General features: G+C 53.7%; 19 protein-coding genes and 2 pseudogenes. 2 read left to right on the forward strand and 19 right to left on the reverse strand.

Translation table 11 applies throughout. The annotated features are described in order from the left end of the window. Positions 1 to 133 precede the first annotated feature (133 nt). A complete protein-coding gene (locus tag AC07U5_RS13825; RefSeq protein WP_494723339.1) occupies positions 134 to 1,015 on the forward strand; it encodes a (2Fe-2S)-binding protein in 882 nt (293 codons plus the stop codon). A 457-nt stretch (positions 1,016 to 1,472) separates the two neighbouring features. Here the strand turns inward: AC07U5_RS13825 and AC07U5_RS13830 are convergent, their stop codons facing one another. The 7 genes and pseudogenes from AC07U5_RS13830 to AC07U5_RS13860 form a co-directional block, all read right to left on the reverse strand. Continuing rightward, positions 1,473 to 1,664: a hypothetical protein gene (locus AC07U5_RS13830; protein WP_494723340.1), complete on the reverse strand. Its 192-nt coding sequence runs from the start codon at positions 1,662 to 1,664 to the stop codon at positions 1,473 to 1,475. Continuing rightward, positions 1,661 to 2,410 carry a type VI immunity family protein gene (locus tag AC07U5_RS13835; protein WP_494723341.1) on the reverse strand — a complete coding sequence of 250 codons (750 nt, stop codon included), beginning with the start codon at positions 2,408 to 2,410 and terminating at the stop codon, positions 1,661 to 1,663. Before AC07U5_RS13835 ends, AC07U5_RS13830 begins: the two co-directional genes overlap by 4 nt. A gap of 244 nt (positions 2,411 to 2,654) precedes the next feature. After that, complete coding sequence (locus tag AC07U5_RS13840; protein WP_494723342.1) at positions 2,655 to 3,641, reverse strand: type VI immunity family protein; 987 nt, start codon at positions 3,639 to 3,641, stop codon at positions 2,655 to 2,657. 37 nt (positions 3,642 to 3,678) lie between these two features. After that, positions 3,679 to 3,864: pseudogene (locus tag AC07U5_RS13845) on the reverse strand (DUF2169 domain-containing protein); the annotation flags it as partial. A gap of 143 nt (positions 3,865 to 4,007) precedes the next feature. Continuing rightward, positions 4,008 to 4,313, reverse strand: a complete 306-nt coding sequence (locus tag AC07U5_RS13850; RefSeq protein ID WP_494723343.1) for a DUF2169 domain-containing protein — start codon at positions 4,311 to 4,313, stop codon at positions 4,008 to 4,010. A gap of 9 nt (positions 4,314 to 4,322) precedes the next feature. After that, positions 4,323 to 4,574 carry a hypothetical protein gene (locus AC07U5_RS13855; protein ID WP_494723344.1) on the reverse strand — a complete coding sequence of 84 codons (252 nt, stop codon included), beginning with the start codon at positions 4,572 to 4,574 and terminating at the stop codon, positions 4,323 to 4,325. Between the two features lie 36 nt (positions 4,575 to 4,610). After that, positions 4,611 to 5,786 (reverse strand): hypothetical protein, encoded by a 1,176-nt coding sequence (locus AC07U5_RS13860; protein WP_494723345.1) that lies wholly within the window; start codon positions 5,784 to 5,786, stop codon positions 4,611 to 4,613. 44 nt (positions 5,787 to 5,830) lie between these two features. Here AC07U5_RS13860 and AC07U5_RS13865 point away from each other — a divergent pair. After that, positions 5,831 to 5,976, forward strand: a pseudogene (locus AC07U5_RS13865) (IS3 family transposase); the annotation flags it as partial. Between the two features lie 265 nt (positions 5,977 to 6,241). Here AC07U5_RS13865 and AC07U5_RS13870 read toward each other — a convergent pair. The 12 genes from AC07U5_RS13870 to AC07U5_RS13925 all read right to left on the reverse strand — a co-directional run bounded on the left by AC07U5_RS13870 (position 6,242) and on the right by AC07U5_RS13925 (position 18,089). Continuing rightward, complete coding sequence (locus tag AC07U5_RS13870) at positions 6,242 to 7,345, reverse strand: hypothetical protein (protein ID WP_062597828.1); 1,104 nt, start codon at positions 7,343 to 7,345, stop codon at positions 6,242 to 6,244. A 5-nt stretch (positions 7,346 to 7,350) separates the two neighbouring features. Further along, positions 7,351 to 8,214, reverse strand: a complete 864-nt coding sequence (locus tag AC07U5_RS13875; RefSeq protein WP_494723346.1) for a hypothetical protein — start codon at positions 8,212 to 8,214, stop codon at positions 7,351 to 7,353. A gap of 28 nt (positions 8,215 to 8,242) precedes the next feature. Continuing rightward, positions 8,243 to 9,175, reverse strand: coding sequence for a hypothetical protein (locus AC07U5_RS13880; protein WP_494723347.1), 933 nt, complete (start codon positions 9,173 to 9,175; stop codon positions 8,243 to 8,245). Between the two features lie 21 nt (positions 9,176 to 9,196). Continuing rightward, positions 9,197 to 10,306, reverse strand: a complete 1,110-nt coding sequence (locus AC07U5_RS13885) for a DUF4150 domain-containing protein (RefSeq protein ID WP_494723348.1) — start codon at positions 10,304 to 10,306, stop codon at positions 9,197 to 9,199. 2 nt (positions 10,307 to 10,308) lie between these two features. Further along, positions 10,309 to 11,403, reverse strand: a complete 1,095-nt coding sequence (locus tag AC07U5_RS13890) for a DUF2169 family type VI secretion system accessory protein (RefSeq protein ID WP_494723349.1) — start codon at positions 11,401 to 11,403, stop codon at positions 10,309 to 10,311. Positions 11,404 to 11,422: 19 nt separating this feature from the next. Further along, entirely contained in the window at positions 11,423 to 11,866 is a 444-nt protein-coding gene (locus AC07U5_RS13895) for a hypothetical protein (protein WP_144622162.1), read from the reverse strand. A gap of 57 nt (positions 11,867 to 11,923) precedes the next feature. Continuing rightward, complete coding sequence (locus tag AC07U5_RS13900; protein WP_144622164.1) at positions 11,924 to 12,148, reverse strand: hypothetical protein; 225 nt, start codon at positions 12,146 to 12,148, stop codon at positions 11,924 to 11,926. A 50-nt stretch (positions 12,149 to 12,198) separates the two neighbouring features. Beyond that, on the reverse strand, positions 12,199 to 13,413 hold the full coding sequence (locus AC07U5_RS13905; protein ID WP_494723350.1) for a hypothetical protein: 1,215 nt from the start codon (positions 13,411 to 13,413) through the stop codon (positions 12,199 to 12,201). 8 nt (positions 13,414 to 13,421) lie between these two features. Beyond that, positions 13,422 to 14,696: a hypothetical protein gene (locus tag AC07U5_RS13910; protein WP_494723351.1), complete on the reverse strand. Its 1,275-nt coding sequence runs from the start codon at positions 14,694 to 14,696 to the stop codon at positions 13,422 to 13,424. A gap of 5 nt (positions 14,697 to 14,701) precedes the next feature. Further along, positions 14,702 to 16,816, reverse strand: a complete 2,115-nt coding sequence (gene tssI, locus AC07U5_RS13915) for a type VI secretion system tip protein TssI/VgrG (RefSeq protein ID WP_494723352.1) — start codon at positions 16,814 to 16,816, stop codon at positions 14,702 to 14,704. Between the two features lie 167 nt (positions 16,817 to 16,983). Beyond that, positions 16,984 to 17,484 (reverse strand): hypothetical protein, encoded by a 501-nt coding sequence (locus AC07U5_RS13920; protein ID WP_133178059.1) that lies wholly within the window; start codon positions 17,482 to 17,484, stop codon positions 16,984 to 16,986. Positions 17,485 to 17,612: 128 nt separating this feature from the next. Next, a complete protein-coding gene (locus AC07U5_RS13925) occupies positions 17,613 to 18,089 on the reverse strand; it encodes an Hcp family type VI secretion system effector (RefSeq protein WP_062426859.1) in 477 nt (158 codons plus the stop codon). Positions 18,090 to 18,121 lie beyond the last annotated feature (32 nt).

Below are 18,121 nucleotides of genomic sequence, written 5' to 3' on the forward strand. Positions count from 1 at the left end.
GCGTCATGGTCTCAGTGCTCAGGCGAGTGCGGATCGTTTTCTGTTGTTACAAGAAGCTGCTTGACCTCTTCGCCGCGCCGATCGGAGGACCTTATTTTCTCTGGTTGCTGGGACGAAAGGAAACATTCTCCTGATGGCAGACCGTTGTGTACCGTCAAAGGCCACCACATGGTCGTCGACTCCCGGCACGAAGGAAGCATTCCTTCAGCGTGCGCTTGCTGCGCAAGCGGCATATCTTCCTGAGGTCCGCGCAGAGATCGGACCGGAAAGTGCCGAATGGATCAGCGCCCAAACATTTTTCTCCGACCAAACAGCCATCGAGGAGTTTATCCTTTTCGAACAATCGCGATATGCAGGCGTCGATCTCAAGACAGCCGGGGCGCTGATGATGAACGATTACAGCTACATCCTGGCCGCTGCAACCGTTCCGCTGTTTACCGGCTTTGGCCTCATTCCCGGCCTCTCGCCCGCATCGGTTGGACTTCGTTTTTATACGACCGAAAAGCTGCATGAAGGAAAGATATACCGTGCTCGACGTGCCCACGTTCAGTTCGTCGAATCGCTCTTTTGGTACGGTCAGTTGGACAAGGATATTGATGGCGAGAGGCTCAGAACCGAGCTTGAGAAGCATTTTCGTCCCGTTGTCGAGCAGATCCATACGAAGACGGGGCTTTCACGTGCCGCACTTTGGCGCTTAGCGGGCGACGCGATCGCCTACCTCTTTCTGGACACGGGACGCCGGTTTGAAATCGTCGAAACGGCCAAGACAGCAGCGATGCGCATTCTCAAAGTTTCTGGCTCGCCGTTGGCCAATCGCGAGCTTCATTACTTCGAGCTGGCGGAATTCGACCAACATCAACAGGAGGTTCGCGAAACTTTCCTGCAGCGCGGTGGCTGCTGCCGATTTTATCAGGTGGAAGGTGGCGCATATTGTTCTACCTGTCTCTTGAAAACTCCAGCAGACCGAGACGACGAACTGCGTCGCGCGCTGCGCGACCAACTCGGTGTTTCCTAATCGATCCATTGCACCACCCGTCGCGACGCCAGCGACCACCACCAACCCGGCCTTCCATGGATTTTCTTACGCCCACCGCATCGGATCACTCACTAGCGAAGCCAGCTCCTTCGCCGGTGAAGCAGCAGTCACCGGGGCCGGCGCGCTTTCCCTCTCAGCCTAAGCAATCGCTAACGCAGCATAGATGACGCTAGAGATCACTCCACACCACAGTCCCATCCCCTAATAGGCTGCAAATCCCAAACCTTTAACTCCGCTTTTGCCGCGGGAGAACGTGTGCATAACACCTTTAAGAAGATGGGCATGTATGTGCTACTTTCGCATTGGGCGCTTGCGTCTCGAAGTTATTTTACAGGCCGGCCAGGATGAAGCGCATCCACATATCGAAATGTTGTCGCAATGCACAATACCCCTAAACGATAGTGGCAATGGCTTCGTCATATTGGACTACGGTCGATCAATCGAAGCGCCTAATCCAACTCAACGTCTCTTCCATGTTGTCATATGGCTCGGGCAAGGCAATCAATCCGAGCTTGTAGTCTTCGAACCGCACCATTTTCCGCGCTCCCGCAACTCGACGATAGTCATCGAGGACGATCCTGCGGTTGTTGTCTCCCAGTTGCGGTTCGTCTCCCGCCTGGACTATCACGCCGCCGTTGAAGTCAAAAACCGGGCACGAGCTCCCAATTTAGCTTCTAGTACCTGCCTTCCGCCAAGGCGCTCGACAATTTTATCGGATAGAATGGTCAGCCAGTTGATCGATTTAATTTGAAGACCATCGCTACGAGCAGCCTCCACCTGAAATACATTGGGGTCAGAAAAATCCAGGCCGGGAAATCGTCTCAGAGCCGGTAAGGTGGCCACTCCTCCAGAACTCCCGGAAAAGAAGCCGTGTTCGAACAGAACGCTAAAGCCGGCACTGCCGTGAACGGCATCGACCATAGAGCACCAGCGGCCAACGAGACCGCGAAAATAATGATATCCTTTTTCAACGATGAAGGAGCATGGAAAGTAAGCGCAAATGCTGGAATTTCCGTGCGGAAAAAGAGGCTCGGGACCGCTCGCCATGAATGAAATCGCCAAAGCCTGGGGCTCATCGACAATCTTCTTGTCAGGATAACCGAACACCATCGCGTCCATTGGCTCATCAGGTGAAATAGTGCTGGCCTTCTCGTCAAAATAATCCAGATAGGCCTCAGCATCGATCATTGTCAGCCGGTTCGCGTCGACCTTGAGATAGTGCGATAACTGACCATGGAATACGGCATGGTACTCCCTCAGTATTTTTTCAAAGCGCCAGACGCGTCGCTCCCGCTTGGCCATTTGAAAGGTAGAGCTCGAAAGCAAAACCCACTTTCGCGACAACGACGCCGTTGTTAAGCAACTCGACTTCATCAAGCCTTTTCTGCATGATCAGATGTTACCTGTATCTCACTCATCGTTTCATCTCTCTAGGCGCGGCGATCAGGGCGGGCCGTGCCGGCCACACAGGAGATAGAGCTCCAGCGCGAAAGAGATTTGAGAAATGACGGTGCTGTCAGCTCGACTTGTCCAGTTCTCTCACGATCTCAGATGAAATTTACATTTCGCCCATGACTAAACAAACGGCCATTTTTCAAGCTGATATTTTTAAGATCCATCAATCGAACCGTTTGACCCAATTGATTGTCTCCTCCAAGGAATCTAGAGGCGGTGGCGCGTCGATCAACGGACGCTGGTGTTCGATAAAGCGGATAGGCAGCATTACTCGGGAAACGTGTTGGTACGCCTTCGGTATCATCCCCCTATTCACATCGCCCAATTCCGGTCTCTCACCCGCCTGAACAATAATTCCGCCGCTGTAAGGGTAAATAGGACATGATGTTCCCAAATCTTCTACAAGTTTCGCTTGTCCGCCAAGTTCGCTTACCAAACCGTTGTCGATAAACGTTAACCAATTTATGGTTCTTATAGCTCGTTTCCGTAGACGGTTCATGCGAACGTACCAACGAGAATGTTCGGGTACATCAAGACCAGGAAACCGTTTCGCAATCGGAAATGCAAGTAGACGATCAGAAAGTCCCTGCCGTCCTTCGTTGAACAGGATCGAGAGACCAGCGGTGCCATATGCGGGTTTCAGCTTTTCGCACCAACTGCCGATGAGCGATCGATAATGTTCATAACCAACTGATTCTGGCCAGCTGGCGGGCATGTAAATGCTAATGCTTGAAAACTCTCGGGTTTCGGTTTCTCCGATAGCTTCAGCGTAATAGATGGTGGGATCGTCGACATCGCCTCCGTAGGGATACCCGAACAATGTGGCCTCGAAACCATCATCATTCTTCACATCGTTCGGCTTGCGTGCAAGTTCACTAATATAGCTGCCATAATCGAAGCCACGCAAAGTACTCAGCTTGCGTCCATTATGTGGAATGTAGTGGGTCAGCTTCTCATTGAATATTTGTCTGTACTCGAGGATGACGTCCGCCATGGCCTCGCGCATTTCGAGGCTGGTTGCCTTTTGCAACGCGAAATCGATGTAGTGCCCGAACCGCAGCATGGGAACACCACGATCGGATGCGATGCCGACGGTGTCTAAAAAACTCCAGTCTCGGGCATCTGCGCTAAGCGCTCTTTCATCTGTCATTATTGCTTTCGCCTCACTAACGCTATTCGATCTGAAACTAGTATTCAACGGGCTGCAGCGGCCCGAAGCCGACAGGATCGGGAAGCGGTCCCTCGCTGATCGGCCTTTCCGGATCTTCTATGGGCGGCATGTCAATCTCCGACCCAGAGGCAAGCCGCGGCCACTTTGCAGTCCAACTCTTACCGATCGGACTTGCCGAATGCGCTGGCCCATCCGGACTGACTAGATCAGCACCGCCTTAGACTATTGCGCCAGCTCAGCTGGCAGGAACGGAAGGCTTCGTCCCCATCCAGCTTCAGAACCTTTCCCTGCACTCGAAGTCGCCTAGTGCCGAATGCAACAGCACGCTTGGAACGGCTAGCGAGCTCAAATCCGACCTGAACTTTTTTCGACCGATCGCTCGTGGGCCGCGGTATTCCGACTGTGTAACAGAAAGTCGACACACGGACTAAACGGCGAGAAGTCAGACTCCCTCACCAGTTCTTCCGCCCGGTCATCGCCATATTCGGGGCGGAGGCGGATATCGCCTTGGCTGTCGGAAATCCGGCTGAAACCGTCTTCTGCTATTGCAAATCGCGCACGCACGGCCACCACCCAGTATTCCGGGCCGCCTTTGTCACGCCCAAAATATCCTAACGACGCGAATGGGCTACGGTTGTCGATCTCCCACATGCGGGGCCCTCAGTTCAAATCGATCGTGGGCGCTTCGAGACTGATGTTTCGTTCGGCCGTTTGTAGTATTCTCACTCCACGCACAGTAACCCGGCCATCCAACCGCAAAACAAGCGATGACTTACCATTCCTGATCGTCATCGCGCCTGTGGCCTGATCTATCTCGATCATCGCTGCCAGAGCCATCATCTTTCCCCACGCATCCTCATCACCAAGCGTCTGGCGCGAAGCGTACGTCTTCCTGTCGGGTATCCCGGTCATGGCTTTGACATCCTAATCGTCGAGTTGAAGGGATGTTCAGTGTAAGTGGTGAAGGATCGACTGCATCACGAGATCGTAGCCCGTGATGCCGCCAAGCCGGGCGAAGAATCGCTCCGTCTCATCAACCTTTGGGGAGTAATGAGTCACCATCAGCACGGAATAGCGGACACCACCAGATGCGAACAGGCTGAGACGGATTTGTGCCTGGCCGCCACCCCCTGCCAGCTTATCAACGATGTAGGCGTAGGAACGCCCTATGCCGCCGCTGCCAAGCCCAGCCAGATCACCCTTCGTGGCAAGAGCCGGATTGGCAAACAATTTTTCGTTTTGTTTTAGCCAACCGCCAATGAGTTGATCGGCAACGGAATCTACCGCCTCCGCATTAGGTGGCGCAGAGCCTGCAGATGCCGCAATTATGATCACCGACAGAGGGTCATCGTCGCTATCCTGTTGGAGTTGCAACGTCCCCGGGAGGTCTCCCTTGAAATCATTGGAGGCAACGGAAAATTCCGACGGATAGTCCAGCGCAATGGTCCCTCTTGAGCCCAGCGGAAGATCAACCGCTTCAATCTGGCTTGACGCGAAACCTTCCTCTGGTCCCTCATCGAAGCTGAGTGAATTCGCCATGATCTCCGCCTGATTGGCGAACTGATCTCCATATTCAGTATCGCCTTCCATGAAGAAGCAGATCAGCATGTCTTGCCGAACCTGGCAGAGCGAACGCGCAGTCCTCTGCACCTTGCTGTGGTCCAGCGTCTGGCCACGAGCATCCGCGGAGGTTAAGGACGCATGATCCGCGTCGGTGATGCCATACCCATTTTCCATCAGCAACTGCTCGCTGACAGAAGGAGCCTCAGCGGCGAACCCAGGCCTCAGCACCGAGACCGTAACCTCGAAATTGTCACGCTCGTCGGGAACAAAAACCTTCGCCAGTTCGGCGCGTCCCGGAGCCTTGACGGCGTCGATTTTGCCCTGGGGCGTCGTGAGCGAATTTTCCTTAGCTAGGAATGAAACCTTGACACCATTGCCCAGATCCAATGGCAGTCTGACATAACCAAGTTGTCTTGCGTCCTGATCGTCCAAGGTCCTTGGCCCGTCCAGTTGCTGCTGCTTTGCTTTTGCCTGCTCGGCGCTGGCGTGTGAAAAAAAGGCAGGGATTGTAAAAAGCGTGATCAGATATCTCGTTAGCACTCGACGCGGCAGCATCGCCATCCAAATCTGGCCTTTCTTTTAACACATGCACCGAGACCGGGCACAACTTCGAAGACGTAGAGTTCGCCACGCTCAAACGGTTAGCCTCGTTCAATAACAGGCGGATTGTCGAGCCCATCGGAAACATTCCGCCCTCGCCGAGGCCAAAGAACGATACGGTGCCGTACTAGACGAACCAGCCGTGGCCTCACAATTTGAACCAAACTGTATCCGGCGAACCATGCGCGTTCCAGTATGGCTGGTTGCTGCTTTGCAATTCGTGCCTGTCATCAGAGGGGGTGTTATCTTAGTTTCGGAGCTGCTCCGCCAATATCCCACGGACGTGAACACTTCTTGATGTTCCAACAACTCATAACCGAGCTCATACCCATATCCCTTTTCTCTACAGATTTTTTTGACGCTTTAGTTGCGATTGCAAGCTTTACCTTCAGCGTGCTTTCAATGGTGAGGCGGGGTCAGCCACGTGACAAGACCATCGCCGACCGCAAACCACTCACTATACTGCCCGCTGATACTAGAAACAGCTCTTCATAGCCTGTGTCTGCATTGGTATGCTCTGAGCCGAATGTAAGGGAGAACGTTCTTGCTGACCGCGCTAAAGCGATCGCAAGGCATCCATACGCAGCACCAACATCACCGAACTGCAACGCAGGAAAAACGGGTAGTAGGTCACTCTTCAGGCAGGCAGAGTTCAGGCGGTGAATAGCAAAAGACAATTCGGTGGCGCGGTAGCGACTGTTGTTCCAATCGGCGATCCAGGCACTGATCGACATTTCTCTACGCCCGCTAAAGGCGAGATCTGTCGCCACGAATGCTGCCTCGCTTAACGCATTGAAGACACTGTCAGCCTCTTGGTACTCTCTGACAGGCTCCACCCTATGTCCCGCACCCACAACCTTCAAAGATGGGGTGACCTCGGTCTCTCTCCTGAATAAAAGGATGCCAGCTGCTTCACCTGGAATGAAGCCAAATTGATTTTGTTGGTTGAAGAGGCGTCTCTGATCATTGAGCCGGTTCAGCCGCTGCCGATCATTATAGCTGTCCACTGCCGCAATCAAAACGACATTATCGCGCTCCTTTGACGGCTCCATGAGGCAATCCGCAACTGCAGATCCTACCCCGGCGTGGCCGGCGGCCCTTATCACCGTTTCTGAGATGACAATACCTAACCTGTTAGATAGGCTATCGCTCATGTCATTTATCAGGTTGCGACCGACAACTGCAAGTGAGGCCTTATCGAGCCCGCTCGACTCGTCGACTTCCGGAAGGATGAGGATCAACTTTGCTCCTCGGCCACTTAAAGCTGACAACGGTTCATCGCGAAAGGCCAAGCGCGCAATTAGATCAGCAGTTGCCTCATGAAGCAACTCACGCAAACGGTATGCAAGTTTGCCGATCCTGTCTTTTTGCCTGAAAGCGCAGAGTTGCGGTTGAAAATCGCTGCCAATAAACGTTTCATACCGAAAGAGGGCAGATTTCTCTTCCTCCAGTGAGGCATGTGTCGCATCGACGCCCGCGCCTAAAGCGGACGAAAGACCACATTCAAGAACCGTAAACATAGACGTCAACCGTCGCTCTCATCGCTAATGACCAGACGGTTGATGTCACCGCCAGAGATGACGTTCAGAAATTCCACAACCCCGTATTTTTGTTCATGATAGTCTCTAAGCAGCAGTTGGGTCTCGTCGCCACACTTACGTTCGAATATTTCAGCTTCGTTATCTCGAATTTGTTGGTCAAGCTTATCCATGGACGTAAATACGCCGCTGTCGACCAAACGGAGAAAATAGTCCTCAATTTTTTCAAGGTCTTGGGATGGAAGTAACTTATCGACTGGCGATGTAATAATCAGTCTATCCAATTTCACACCGCCGTTGTCCATAAAGTCCTCATTCATCGCTCCTTGCAGCGGCGCGTAAGCAGGGAAGATTATCCCTTCCTCGGCATAGGTTAGGACATCTGGAGTGACCACCATCCGCTGATCAGCGCGATCCATCTCGGATATGACCAAAGAGGCTACGGTCTCGCGAAAGGCCTTCGGTTTGGGCAACGCGTCTATATCGTCTCTGAGCAGGCTCTTGAGAGATTCATATGTCTCAAGATTCGTATGATGAAGATTGACGACCAACCGGACCGTGGCCACCAGCGCGTTATAGTGCAGGCCATTGCCTACAACATCGACGGTCATATGACTATCTGCGTTCCACTCCAGCGTCACCTTCGCCGTTTCGCGGGTGGGGAAATAATCCCAGCAGAAAAAACCCAACTGAAAAGCGTCCTGCAACTCTTCAAAAGCCTCTTCGATCGTATCCTGCCGCTCGATGTCAGGAAACATTCCCGCGCAATAATGCACATTGATCCGGAACGTTCGGAGATAGAGCGGCAGGGAGCCCGACTGTACGATTATTTCTTTGATGGCGCTGGACATAGATACTCTCAGTTCTGGGGAGCGCGGCTTAATCAAAACGTGTCAGATAGGCTTCTACCTTATCCTTCTGTTCCGGCGTGCCGGTGCCACCGAACGCGAATGCTTCCAAAGCGCCATGTGGCATGCGAATAGGAGCAAGATAACGTGCTACTGCCTTATAGGCTCCGATATCTTCACCCATATTTAGGTCACCCCAGATCGGGCGATCGCCAGCGGTTATGCAAAGAACGCCGCCGGATTTTTCCACTTGTACATCCAGCGTTTTGTTTAACTCCGAGTGATCGGGGAGACGATCCCAGAACTCGATGCCCACAAACGTGCGCCAGCCGATATCGCAGATGCCCGGTCGCTCTCCTGGCTTCCATCGATAAGCTGAGCCTTCCTTGCGAAGGCCGTCCATGAGCATATCTGGCGTGACATCGATCGCGGCTCTATATCTAGCTGTCGTGCCGCCCATCATAAACTGCAAGCTACTTTTGTAAGGAGGCAGAAAAAAGCCCATCCCCATGACACCGCTGATCACCGGCGCCTTGATGAGCTGCTCTGTCACGAAATTCGCAAAATCCATCGCAGCGTTATTGTCTTCAGGTATAGCAATCTCGAGAAAGTTGAAATAACTTCGCTGCTCAACTCCGAAAAACGGAAGGGCTGGCTCCTTAAAACTATCGAGAGCGTAGCCGTACCGTCTGAGGCCCTCGCCATATTCTGTACTCTGATTTTCGAAAAACGAACGACCGTCTTCAATGATCTTGGGGTTCGTCCACCGAATCTTACCTGTATATCCCGTGAAATTGTAGGAAGAAACATTGGCTCTCTCACCGAAAAGAGCCTCGAATTTTGCGTAGATCGAAGCCAGTATCTTTCGATTGCGATCGGCATGTATGTCACCATCGATGATCGCGATGATGCGAAAAGCCGGCACGGCAATCGGCTCTCCGTCATAAAGAATGAAATCAAGCATCAAGGCCTCCAATTACGTTTACTAGCTGGAAGGCACAACCAAGCCGCCCTTCTTGTCGCACCGGCAGGTGTCGTTGTCGATTTTTTTAGGTGACCTGCCCGAAGCACGCCGATAGGCTTGCTCTTGCTTCTGCTTCCTCTGCCATTCATCCTGGTAACCCGTCTCAGGATCGTCAAACTTATAGTCATAGACTTCGATCAGATCACCGTCCTTGCCCTGAATACCAACGTCGGGGACCACTTTGATAGCCTTGTCTATGACCGTTTGCGACTGCTGAATCATGTCGTAAATTTCATAGCCAGTGTAAGCGAGGTCTGCGGCATCCGCTATCGTGGAGAGCACATTGAGGCCGGGCACAAGCTTCATCCAGGCTTTACCGGCCATCTTCATACCCTTCTCGACGATTCTCCTTTTTACTAGTTTGTCGATCTGCCGCTTTATAGCGGCCTTCATAGCGGACTGATCATAGATTTTTCTGGCTCCGTCGAAAATTTTGTCTGCTGAACCGAAAAATGTCTTCTCGGCATGTCCAACAGCGCCGGGAAATTTTCTGGCGATGGCCTTCGACAGGCGGCTGTCCCCGCTTTTAAGCGCGTTGGCTGTTCGCTCTTTGGCCGAGGTCGAAGGACGCTTGCAACTGCCGCCTTTTTTTTTGCACTCGTGCCATTCATCGCGAACCTGACAGAAAATCCTGCAAAGCTCCTTCACCAGTTCTTCCAACTGGGCGGGTGGCTCGTAGTGTCCGCCGGCGCCGGATATGCAGTTCTTGTTATTCATGAACAGCTTGTCCGATAAGCGGCAGATGTTCCTGCCTTCGGCATAGACATTCGGCGAATAGGTGATCCAAGTGGATTCGTGCATATTTGTACCGGACATCACCCCTTTTTGGGTGCCCGGCTCGTCGCCGTAACCTGGAGTATGTGCAGACCCCTTGACTGCCACCGAATGCCCGCCATCGGCAAAAACCGTCCGCGTGCCACGAATAAGGTCTTTAGAAAAAGAGATGATTGAGTAGGGAACAGGGACAGGGCCGGAGGGCGTTAAGCAAACATCTGGAGTCGAGTTCTTCTCATACCCGCCGGTGCCCTTGTGCGACATTGTTAGCCCATTAGTGGAGACAGTGTTGGGCATCGTCAAACCTCCATGCCAAGACCGTCGAAGCAGTCCATATCGTCCGGCCGTACGCGAAAACCAGAATGGCCACGCAGTACAAGTTCACTGCGCTCGACCAGCACATCGTTGGTAGCGCTTAGTAGAGGCATAGCGCCGCAATAGGCTAAGGTTAGCAAACCCTCATCCGGAAAAAGATGGATAGTTTGCAGCGTCATGGACGTCTCCTGCCAACGGTGCTTGAAACGCGTTGTCAGCTCGAACTCCAACGTCGGCATTTCGGTCGTGAAATGCCTCAGAGACGCATCGCCGCCGTCCGGCAGCACATTAGTGAGTGTGATCGTCTGACCCACGGGCGGTGTTTTATCGAGTTGCTGGTCTGCAGGCACACATTGCCAGTAGTCTTCCTGAAGGTCGTCGGGTAGCAGCGGCGATTTTCTCCGCATCCAATTTTCGTCGTAGGTGCCTGAATATTGCGCCCGTTGTGGCCAGGATTTCGGGATAGCGGAAAAAGCTGCCGGCTTTGCACGGTCGTTCCATTTGGTGAGGGGGGATGCCCCCGGCACGTAAAGGCGCGGAAGCGCCTTTCCTCTTGCGGCGGCTTCGGACACCCAGTAACCAAGACCCAATGGGTTCTCCGCAAATTCCTGCGAACGGCCGGCTTCGCTGTCCGCGTCGGTGCCGCCGAACGCATTGCTAAAGCCAAGAAAGACTGGCGCGTCGTCGTCATCCTGCAATAGCTCCGCCGTTCTTCCAAAGCGGATCATAGCGGGCTGGACGGAAAGGGACTTGGACCAATATCCGATAGAGGCTGAAACCTCGAACGCCTCGTTTCTGGATGTCGAAGCTGGGCGGTAGGCATGGCCGGTCAAAAGGAAATCGGGCCTTGCTTTGGGAAGACCGATATCAGTATCAGCCATCAACTCACTTGTGCCGACTTCGGCGCGGTAGACAGGGGCACGAAAAAGATCGATTTGCTTGCGCTCGAACAGGCACGACCGTCCGTGGCGCATGCGAAAAGTTCCTTTTGCCCAGACGAACCAGTAGCTGCGGCCTTCCTTGTCGCGGTCAAAGCCCGAGAAAGCGGCAAATGGCGTTCGGTTGGCAAGCGTCCACATCGAGCCCATCCTCCTGGTTTCAATTGAGTTCGACCACCGCACCTTTCAGAGCCGTGCGTCCCAGCGCCTCAATGGACACATCGTCCCCTAGTATACGGATGCGGCCGTCTGGATAGAGCCGTAGTTCCGAACGACCGCATTTCAGGCAAAGGGGCTTCTCAGACACCGTGCTTACTGTCGACGTTACACCCTGTGAGAAGGCCCGGGCGATTGTGTCGATGGTCACATGACCGATCAACAGCACTTGGCCAGTCGGCAGCTGCATACCGATTGCCAAGCATCCCACAGCATCCTGAGCAAATGGATTTCCTGCCATCACTCGGCCGGGATCGATGCCAGCGACGGTTGGCACGCCTGCGGCCGAAACGTCAAGGATCAGATGGAGGCCGAACCGATCCAGACCTGAGGCGGCCTCGATCGGTTGAAGAGCCGACGAGAGATCAGCAGAGATATCGTGCTTCATGATGATGTTGCTCCACTGGTTAGCGAAAAAGATAGCGTTTCGCCTTAAGAAGGTGTTTCAGATTGTGCCGCCGAAGAAACGGTTGAACACTATGAAATACGCGACGACAGCTGCGAAAAGCAGGAATGCCGGCCCGCCCTTGAGTTCAAAGCCTGCATCAGTTGTTCCCCCCAAAAGGATGGCAATGATGTATCCAATAACTATGAAAGAGGTCAGAAAATCTAGAATGAAGGCGAGGACGACCCTCCATGTAGAGACTTGTTTGTCTTCCATAGTGCTCATGGGTTACTCCTGATATCCACTCTGCGCGTCGCAGTAAGCTGGCGACCGGATCAACGTCCAACCGCTCGCAGGTCAAACTCCTGCTCAATCTCGTTGTATGTTTGCCCTAGTGAGATTTTCGCCGCCGAATATGCGGAAACCCCCGTTACCCATCCCTTGAAAATAATCTGCTGGGCATCCTTGTCGAAGGAAGCGATGTTCCTGCGCGCGTCGTAGGTGTTCAGTCCCAGAACCGAGATGGAAGACGGCGTCGCGTTTTTCTGGACATAAATCTCCGTCACGAAATGCCCGCCGCTCTTCGTGTCCCATCCTCGCGCATAGGAATGTGCAAGAATTTCGCCCGATTGGCTTTTGATGGTTTCCATGTCCGCGTCCCCAACAAATGAGGCCTGCGCACTGTCATCTATCTGCTCAGTAAAGGTGGATATCATATCCATGGCGATTTCTGTGCCTTTCGCCAAATCCACCGGGCGGATATGGACGACGATATTGGGATATTCCTCGCCACCTAAAGAGAGATTGTAATCGGACGTTCCCTCCGGCTTGTTGCTGCTATCGACTATTTTCAGGTCCCAGCCACGCGGGTAGAGGAAAACCTCCCCGGATTTAGCAGTTTCTTGCTTCAGGCTTTTAATGGCTTCGCTATCGTTCTCCATCTGGATCCCGCCAAAAAAGCGCGACAGAGCATCCTCGAAGCGAGGATAATCCCCATAGTCGAAAGTTGCCTGAATGATTAGAACCTCGCGTCCATGACTGATAGCTGCGAGCCGGGCCATACGACCATAGCCAGTTCCCTCCTTAAACTCGCTTGCCGCGAGGAAACCAAATACGCTGTTCGTCTTGGTCGTGTCCTGGAGAATCCGATTATAGCCGTTTAGGGCTAGGAAGCCGTATCCAGCAGTTTTTGCATCGGCGAAAGAGGCAAACTGAATGCGCTGCACCTCGATCATCAGCTTGTCTCGGTTTTCCGGATCGTAGATACGCGCGATCACGCCCTCTTTAGAGGGTGAAGGCTCTGTCCAAATATGCAAGCTGTCATCCAAGATGGTTGAGAAACTGAAGCCGGTCTCACCGAGATCAATTTTTTTTCGTGAGAACTTGCCTGAGATTTCGGTGGTCGTTGCAAGAATTCTCTCTGTAGAATAGGTCTGGGCCATCGCCACCTCGGAGAGGAAAAAGTTGGAAAGTATGGACATCCCGATTGTAAGAAGTGCGTTTCGGCATACTTTACCGATGTCCTGCGGGTTAGATTTTCCTTTTAGCATCACTAAGCCTATTTTGTCGGAGATTGCACGCCAAGACCAAGCTTTGCTCCGGCACTAGGTCCAAGTGCCGCTTTTGCTTTAGCCCTAAAACCCGTTTTGCCGTCATCGAGGGTGCCTAGTTCGGCTTCTGCCGTCGCTGAGGCGCCAATTCCCGCCTCTCCTCCAAGCTCAATGAAGACGCCCCAATCCCAACTTTTATCGATCTCCCCAAGCCGCGCATCCCACTCCGCCCATTCGGCAATGCCGTTGAAGGCATGGACGACGAAATTGCCTGCACGATACGGTGTGACCGATACTCCCAATCCGCCTTTCACCTGCGCGAGGGTCAGATCCACGCCGACCTTGCCCTGGGCTGTTACAGTTGGTGAGCCATTATATGCGCCAAGCTTTACGCCCGCTTCGGCAATTGCTTCCCCTTTCATAACATCGACGCCGCCGTTAGCATTTACCAGTCCATCTTTATTGAGTGTGCCACTCATTTCTAGAAGGCTGGCAGACGCCGATGCTCCCGCTTTCGCGGTGATATTTGTATTACCCCCTGCCCAATCGTCGGAAATCGCTACGCCGGCTGACGATTTGGTCGTTCTGTTGAGAAACCCTGTCTTGCCCTGAGCAAAGCCATCCTTGTCCTCAGAAGAAAAATATGACTTTTCATCATATTTCTGCTCGACACTTGCACCCATCTCGTACTTTCCTTTGATGGGTTTTCCGGTTTCCTTGTATGTCGAGGTGTGCCCTTGCTTACTCCCCCTGGACCCGTCGGCCCATCTCGTATTCGACCTTTCGTAAGCCTCTTCAGATTCAACCTTGGATTTCGCGGTTGCGGCGACTTCTGGATCGCTCGGCTTATCCTGGTCCTTTCCGTCTTCTTCCTTTATGAGCTCGTTGGCAGGGCGATGCTCCGCTTCCTCGGCGACCTTATGGGGGTCGCCGTTTGTCTCGGTATAAGATGCATCCGTCGCAAAACCATCGCTGGACAGAAGCGTGTTCTGATGCGGCTGTGGCGTTTGCCCGCCAACCAGCGGACTGACGGCGCCGTATGGGTTAGGAGGGAATTGCCAAGGATTGTATGAGACAGGCTCGTAGCCGGGTAGGAAGGGAGGCCGGACATTTTGCGAGGATGGAGCCGGACAGAACCCTTCCAAATCTTTGCGAACAACTTGTCGTAGCGCATGCTCCTGCCTTGAGCTCCGTAAAGGCAGAGGCGGTAGAATAGGCGCAAAGTTGGGATTGCCACGCCACGCCTCAAGATTTTTCGCCTGCGGTTGGGACTTGTCGCTCATGGCGATTAGTTCTCATCGATTCGGTCGGCCTTGAACCGAATACGCTTCGCCTTAATCGTCACGTCACCTTCCTTCGACATCGTGATCAGCACATTTTCACCGACACGAATATTGAACTGCTCGCCGACATTAATATTGTGAATCCTTCCGATATCGGCATCGTAACGTCCACGCACAATCAAACTCATTTTCTTCCCAACGGTGGTCTGAAAAAGATTCCCGACGATTATTGATTTCGCAACGCCCACGATTTCAGAGCTGCCACCATGGACGATCTCTGATTTGTTCTTCTCAATAAACATTTGATAGTTGCCTTTGGCGAAGTTGAACGGATCGGGAATCCGCATCTTCTGCATGAAATCTGAGAAATTGCCGAACATGTTCATCGTGCGAGAAAGAAGATATTCGGTCAGCTTGTTCTGTCCCACCGCAATCGACACGTTGCCGGCGACCACCTGCTCATAGTCGCCACCAACAAAGCCCGTCTTGTCATTTGCCACATGCTGATGGCGATCGTGTTCCACCCGCTCGCGGGTGTCGTTCAGCACGTGGACATCATGATCCTTTTGCGCATGCAGAAAAAGCTGCTCCTTGCCTGCCTCGTCCTCGAAGGACAGTTCGTTAAAGCCGGTGCCCTTATGGGTATTAGAGCGCAGCACCATGCGCGTTTTGTTAGCGGGAAGCTCGTAAGGGACGCCATTGGCGGGGTTGGGGACGACACCGGTGACAAGTGGTCGATCCGGATCGCCATCGACGAAGGCCACCATCACCTCCATGCCTATACGAGGGATAGTCTGTCCGCCCCAAGCGGAACCTGCCCAGCTCTGTCCCACCCGCACCCAGCACGTATCGGTCCCATCCTTCTTCGCCTTGCGGTCCCATGGGAACCATAGCTTGATGCGGCCATATTGGTCCGGGTGGATTTCCTCTCCCGCCGGGCCTGCAACGATCGCCACCTGCGTGCCCTCGATCCGGGGGCGCTTGGTTGTCCGGTGCGGGGTCAGCGGCACGCGCGACGGGATGGCCTCAAAGCTGTTGCGGTATTCCGGTTCGTTGCCGTTTGTCTCATAGGAGCGATCGACGATGGTGTGGGTCGCCTTGATGATCACATGCTCTTCATAATCATGCTCGGGATGGGCTACTTCATAAGGCGTAAAGCGCCGTCCGGCTTCGAGGATGCGGGAGGTGGATGCGCCGAAGACGCGGTCGTGGTCGGCTTCGATGGCCTGGGTTCGAAGCTTCTGAGCGCGTTCGGCTTCTGCCACCGTCTTGATCCGGGAAGGATACTCGTAAAGCTCGCGCTTGGTCGCATCCGGCATCTGCACCAAGGACGGCGTCATGGTGCCCGGCACCATCGAAGGTGTCTCAAAGTTCCAGTCGGCACCGGCACGCTGGCCCGGCACGTAGGAGAAGCGGCGCGCCCAGTCATTGATGTGGTTGCGATCCGACGAGCCCTGCGCCAGCCTCACCCTGCCTTCACCTTGAGCGGAAGGAGATGGCCCAAGCCAACCATTGGCGCTATCGGCCACATGCAGCTTGTGGGAGCCATCCTCGTGGCTGAACCAGTAAAACAGCCCGTCCTCCTCGAACCGGCGCAGGAGGTAATCGAGGTCCGTTTCGTTCCATTGAACGCTGTAATGCTGCGGTGGCGGCGGTGTGATGATGCCGGATGTATCGGGTGCTGGAATGCCGTGTTCGGAAAACAACGTCTCGGCAATCTCAACCACCGTCTTGTCCATCCATATGCGGCAGTCGGAGCGGCGCGAGAGCAGCCACATTTGCGGGCGGATGGTCAAGGCGTAGGAGCGCAGGCCGCGGGTGATGGGCGGGCCTTCATGCAGCTCCGTCACAAGACCGTTGAATGGCCGGCGCACTCCGCTTCCTTCTTCGCCATCGCCCTGTTGCACCTCCACAGAGACATCGACCAGACGGCCGATCAATTCCTCGGGCTTGACTGACTCCTTCTTGGCGCGGACGCTGAGGTTGATCTCGAAGAGTTGTGATACGCCTTCCTGGATCACCATGCGTTCGGGGAGAAGCTGGTCTTCACCCAGCGGGGACTTGACCTTCAGAACGCGGCTCGCCTGGATAAAATCAGACGATGAGGGCTGGTCGGTCATGGTCTCTCTCCGCGATCAATCAAATGAGAAGCGACACGCATGGACTGTGGCTTTCACTATGACCTGTTGTGAAGCAAGGCGGCTCAACCCTGCTTCCAATACCTGGAACTGCCTGTTCGCCATCGAACGAGCTCACACAATTTGCTCAAACACTGCGGTAGCGTCCGTCAACGACGTTCCCCTACGAGATAAGCGTATTTGAATTTCGTCGCGTTGTTTGGAATTGCATCCGCTTTGGGCCCAAACATCACGTCCGAGGTGAGAACGGTCCCAATCTCCTTTGTCGTGGGCGCAGTGCCAAGAAGATATATATCCCTCGACAAGAACATCTGATTGCCGAAAGAGTTTGCAACAGCATAGTTTACTTGAAGGGCGAATGCGCTGTGCCCATGCTGAAGGAGAGCCTGGCTAATCTTTGCTTCATTGGCCCGTATCCACTTCCGCAACCACACGGAAATCGCACCTTCGTTCAGAGCAGCTGCAGCCTGGCTGAAGACGGCAGCAGCAGCCCCGCCAACTGCGGCCCGCTGATTAAATTGTCTAGGGCCGTCCGGGAGGCTCATATAGGAGAGATCTGGTCCCCTACCCATTTTTTGAGGGGCTACGACCTCATCTTGCCGAACCGGCCGGACAATAAAATTATCTGTAGAAACGGAAAAATTGGGCATTCAAGACGCCTCCCTTGTGAACGGTACAACCGATATACGCGGCTCCATCAGCGCTTCAGCGCTATTGGTCCGCAGAGCACGAATGGGGGTGATCCGGCGCCCTGTGAAAGGGCACCGGATCAGTTTCCTCAGGCGGCCTTGGTCGTTGCCAGATCGTAAGATGCGATCATTGGAGACTGCGGCGAGTTGTTTTCGTCTGCAGGCGTATACTTCACTTCGATCTTCGTGAAGTTCAGCTTGATCGTCTCGACGGGACGGTCACCGCTGGAATCGACCGAATAGCTGGCGATCAGCGTATTGGTAAGGAGATACTGAATATAGGTATTGCCGGGATCCCCAGTCGTTACCAAATGAATGGTAGCAGTTTTACCCTGGCGGCCAGCGCATGCTTCTTGAAACAGCTTGGTGGAGGAGGAGTCGCTGACCTTCGTGAGAATGACTTCCGAAATGGTGGGCTCGGATGCTTCTCGATTTGCTGCAGAGCCCGCAGCGGTGTTCATGTTTCGCGTCACATTCCAGTGGATGGCTTCGATGTCCATCCACTTGCGATGTTCCTGATGAGTCGCATCACCCTGAATACCGTCCAACTGCAGATAAATTGGCATGCTGTAAGCTCCTGTTTGAAACGACCTCTTGC

The organism is Agrobacterium sp. GW821-FHT02D03, assembly GCF_059421725.1.

Excerpts from the sequence above, each read along its gene's own strand:
- AC07U5_RS13920 (WP_133178059.1), bottom strand. The coding sequence starts at position 17,484 with ATGCCCAATTTTTCCGTTTCTACAGATAATTTTATTGTCCGGCCGGTT.
- AC07U5_RS13860 (WP_494723345.1), bottom strand. The coding sequence starts at position 5,786 with ATGGCGATGCTGCCGCGTCGAGTGCTAACGAGATATCTGATCACGCTT.
- AC07U5_RS13910 (WP_494723351.1), bottom strand. The coding sequence starts at position 14,696 with ATGAGCGACAAGTCCCAACCGCAGGCGAAAAATCTTGAGGCGTGGCGT.
- AC07U5_RS13840 (WP_494723342.1), bottom strand. The coding sequence starts at position 3,641 with ATGACAGATGAAAGAGCGCTTAGCGCAGATGCCCGAGACTGGAGTTTT.
- AC07U5_RS13835 (WP_494723341.1), bottom strand. The coding sequence starts at position 2,410 with ATGAAGTCGAGTTGCTTAACAACGGCGTCGTTGTCGCGAAAGTGGGTT.
- AC07U5_RS13855 (WP_494723344.1), bottom strand. The coding sequence starts at position 4,574 with ATGACCGGGATACCCGACAGGAAGACGTACGCTTCGCGCCAGACGCTT.
- AC07U5_RS13925 (WP_062426859.1), bottom strand. The coding sequence starts at position 18,089 with ATGCCAATTTATCTGCAGTTGGACGGTATTCAGGGTGATGCGACTCAT.
- AC07U5_RS13870 (WP_062597828.1), bottom strand. The coding sequence starts at position 7,345 with ATGTTTACGGTTCTTGAATGTGGTCTTTCGTCCGCTTTAGGCGCGGGC.
- AC07U5_RS13850 (WP_494723343.1), bottom strand. The coding sequence starts at position 4,313 with ATGTGGGAGATCGACAACCGTAGCCCATTCGCGTCGTTAGGATATTTT.
- AC07U5_RS13875 (WP_494723346.1), bottom strand. The coding sequence starts at position 8,214 with ATGTCCAGCGCCATCAAAGAAATAATCGTACAGTCGGGCTCCCTGCCG.
- AC07U5_RS13825 (WP_494723339.1), top strand. The coding sequence starts at position 134 with ATGGCAGACCGTTGTGTACCGTCAAAGGCCACCACATGGTCGTCGACT.
- AC07U5_RS13895 (WP_144622162.1), bottom strand. The coding sequence starts at position 11,866 with ATGAAGCACGATATCTCTGCTGATCTCTCGTCGGCTCTTCAACCGATC.
- tssI (WP_494723352.1), bottom strand. The coding sequence starts at position 16,816 with ATGACCGACCAGCCCTCATCGTCTGATTTTATCCAGGCGAGCCGCGTT.
- AC07U5_RS13880 (WP_494723347.1), bottom strand. The coding sequence starts at position 9,175 with ATGCTTGATTTCATTCTTTATGACGGAGAGCCGATTGCCGTGCCGGCT.
- AC07U5_RS13885 (WP_494723348.1), bottom strand. The coding sequence starts at position 10,306 with ATGCCCAACACTGTCTCCACTAATGGGCTAACAATGTCGCACAAGGGC.
- AC07U5_RS13900 (WP_144622164.1), bottom strand. The coding sequence starts at position 12,148 with ATGAGCACTATGGAAGACAAACAAGTCTCTACATGGAGGGTCGTCCTC.
- AC07U5_RS13905 (WP_494723350.1), bottom strand. The coding sequence starts at position 13,413 with ATGCTAAAAGGAAAATCTAACCCGCAGGACATCGGTAAAGTATGCCGA.
- AC07U5_RS13890 (WP_494723349.1), bottom strand. The coding sequence starts at position 11,403 with ATGTGGACGCTTGCCAACCGAACGCCATTTGCCGCTTTCTCGGGCTTT.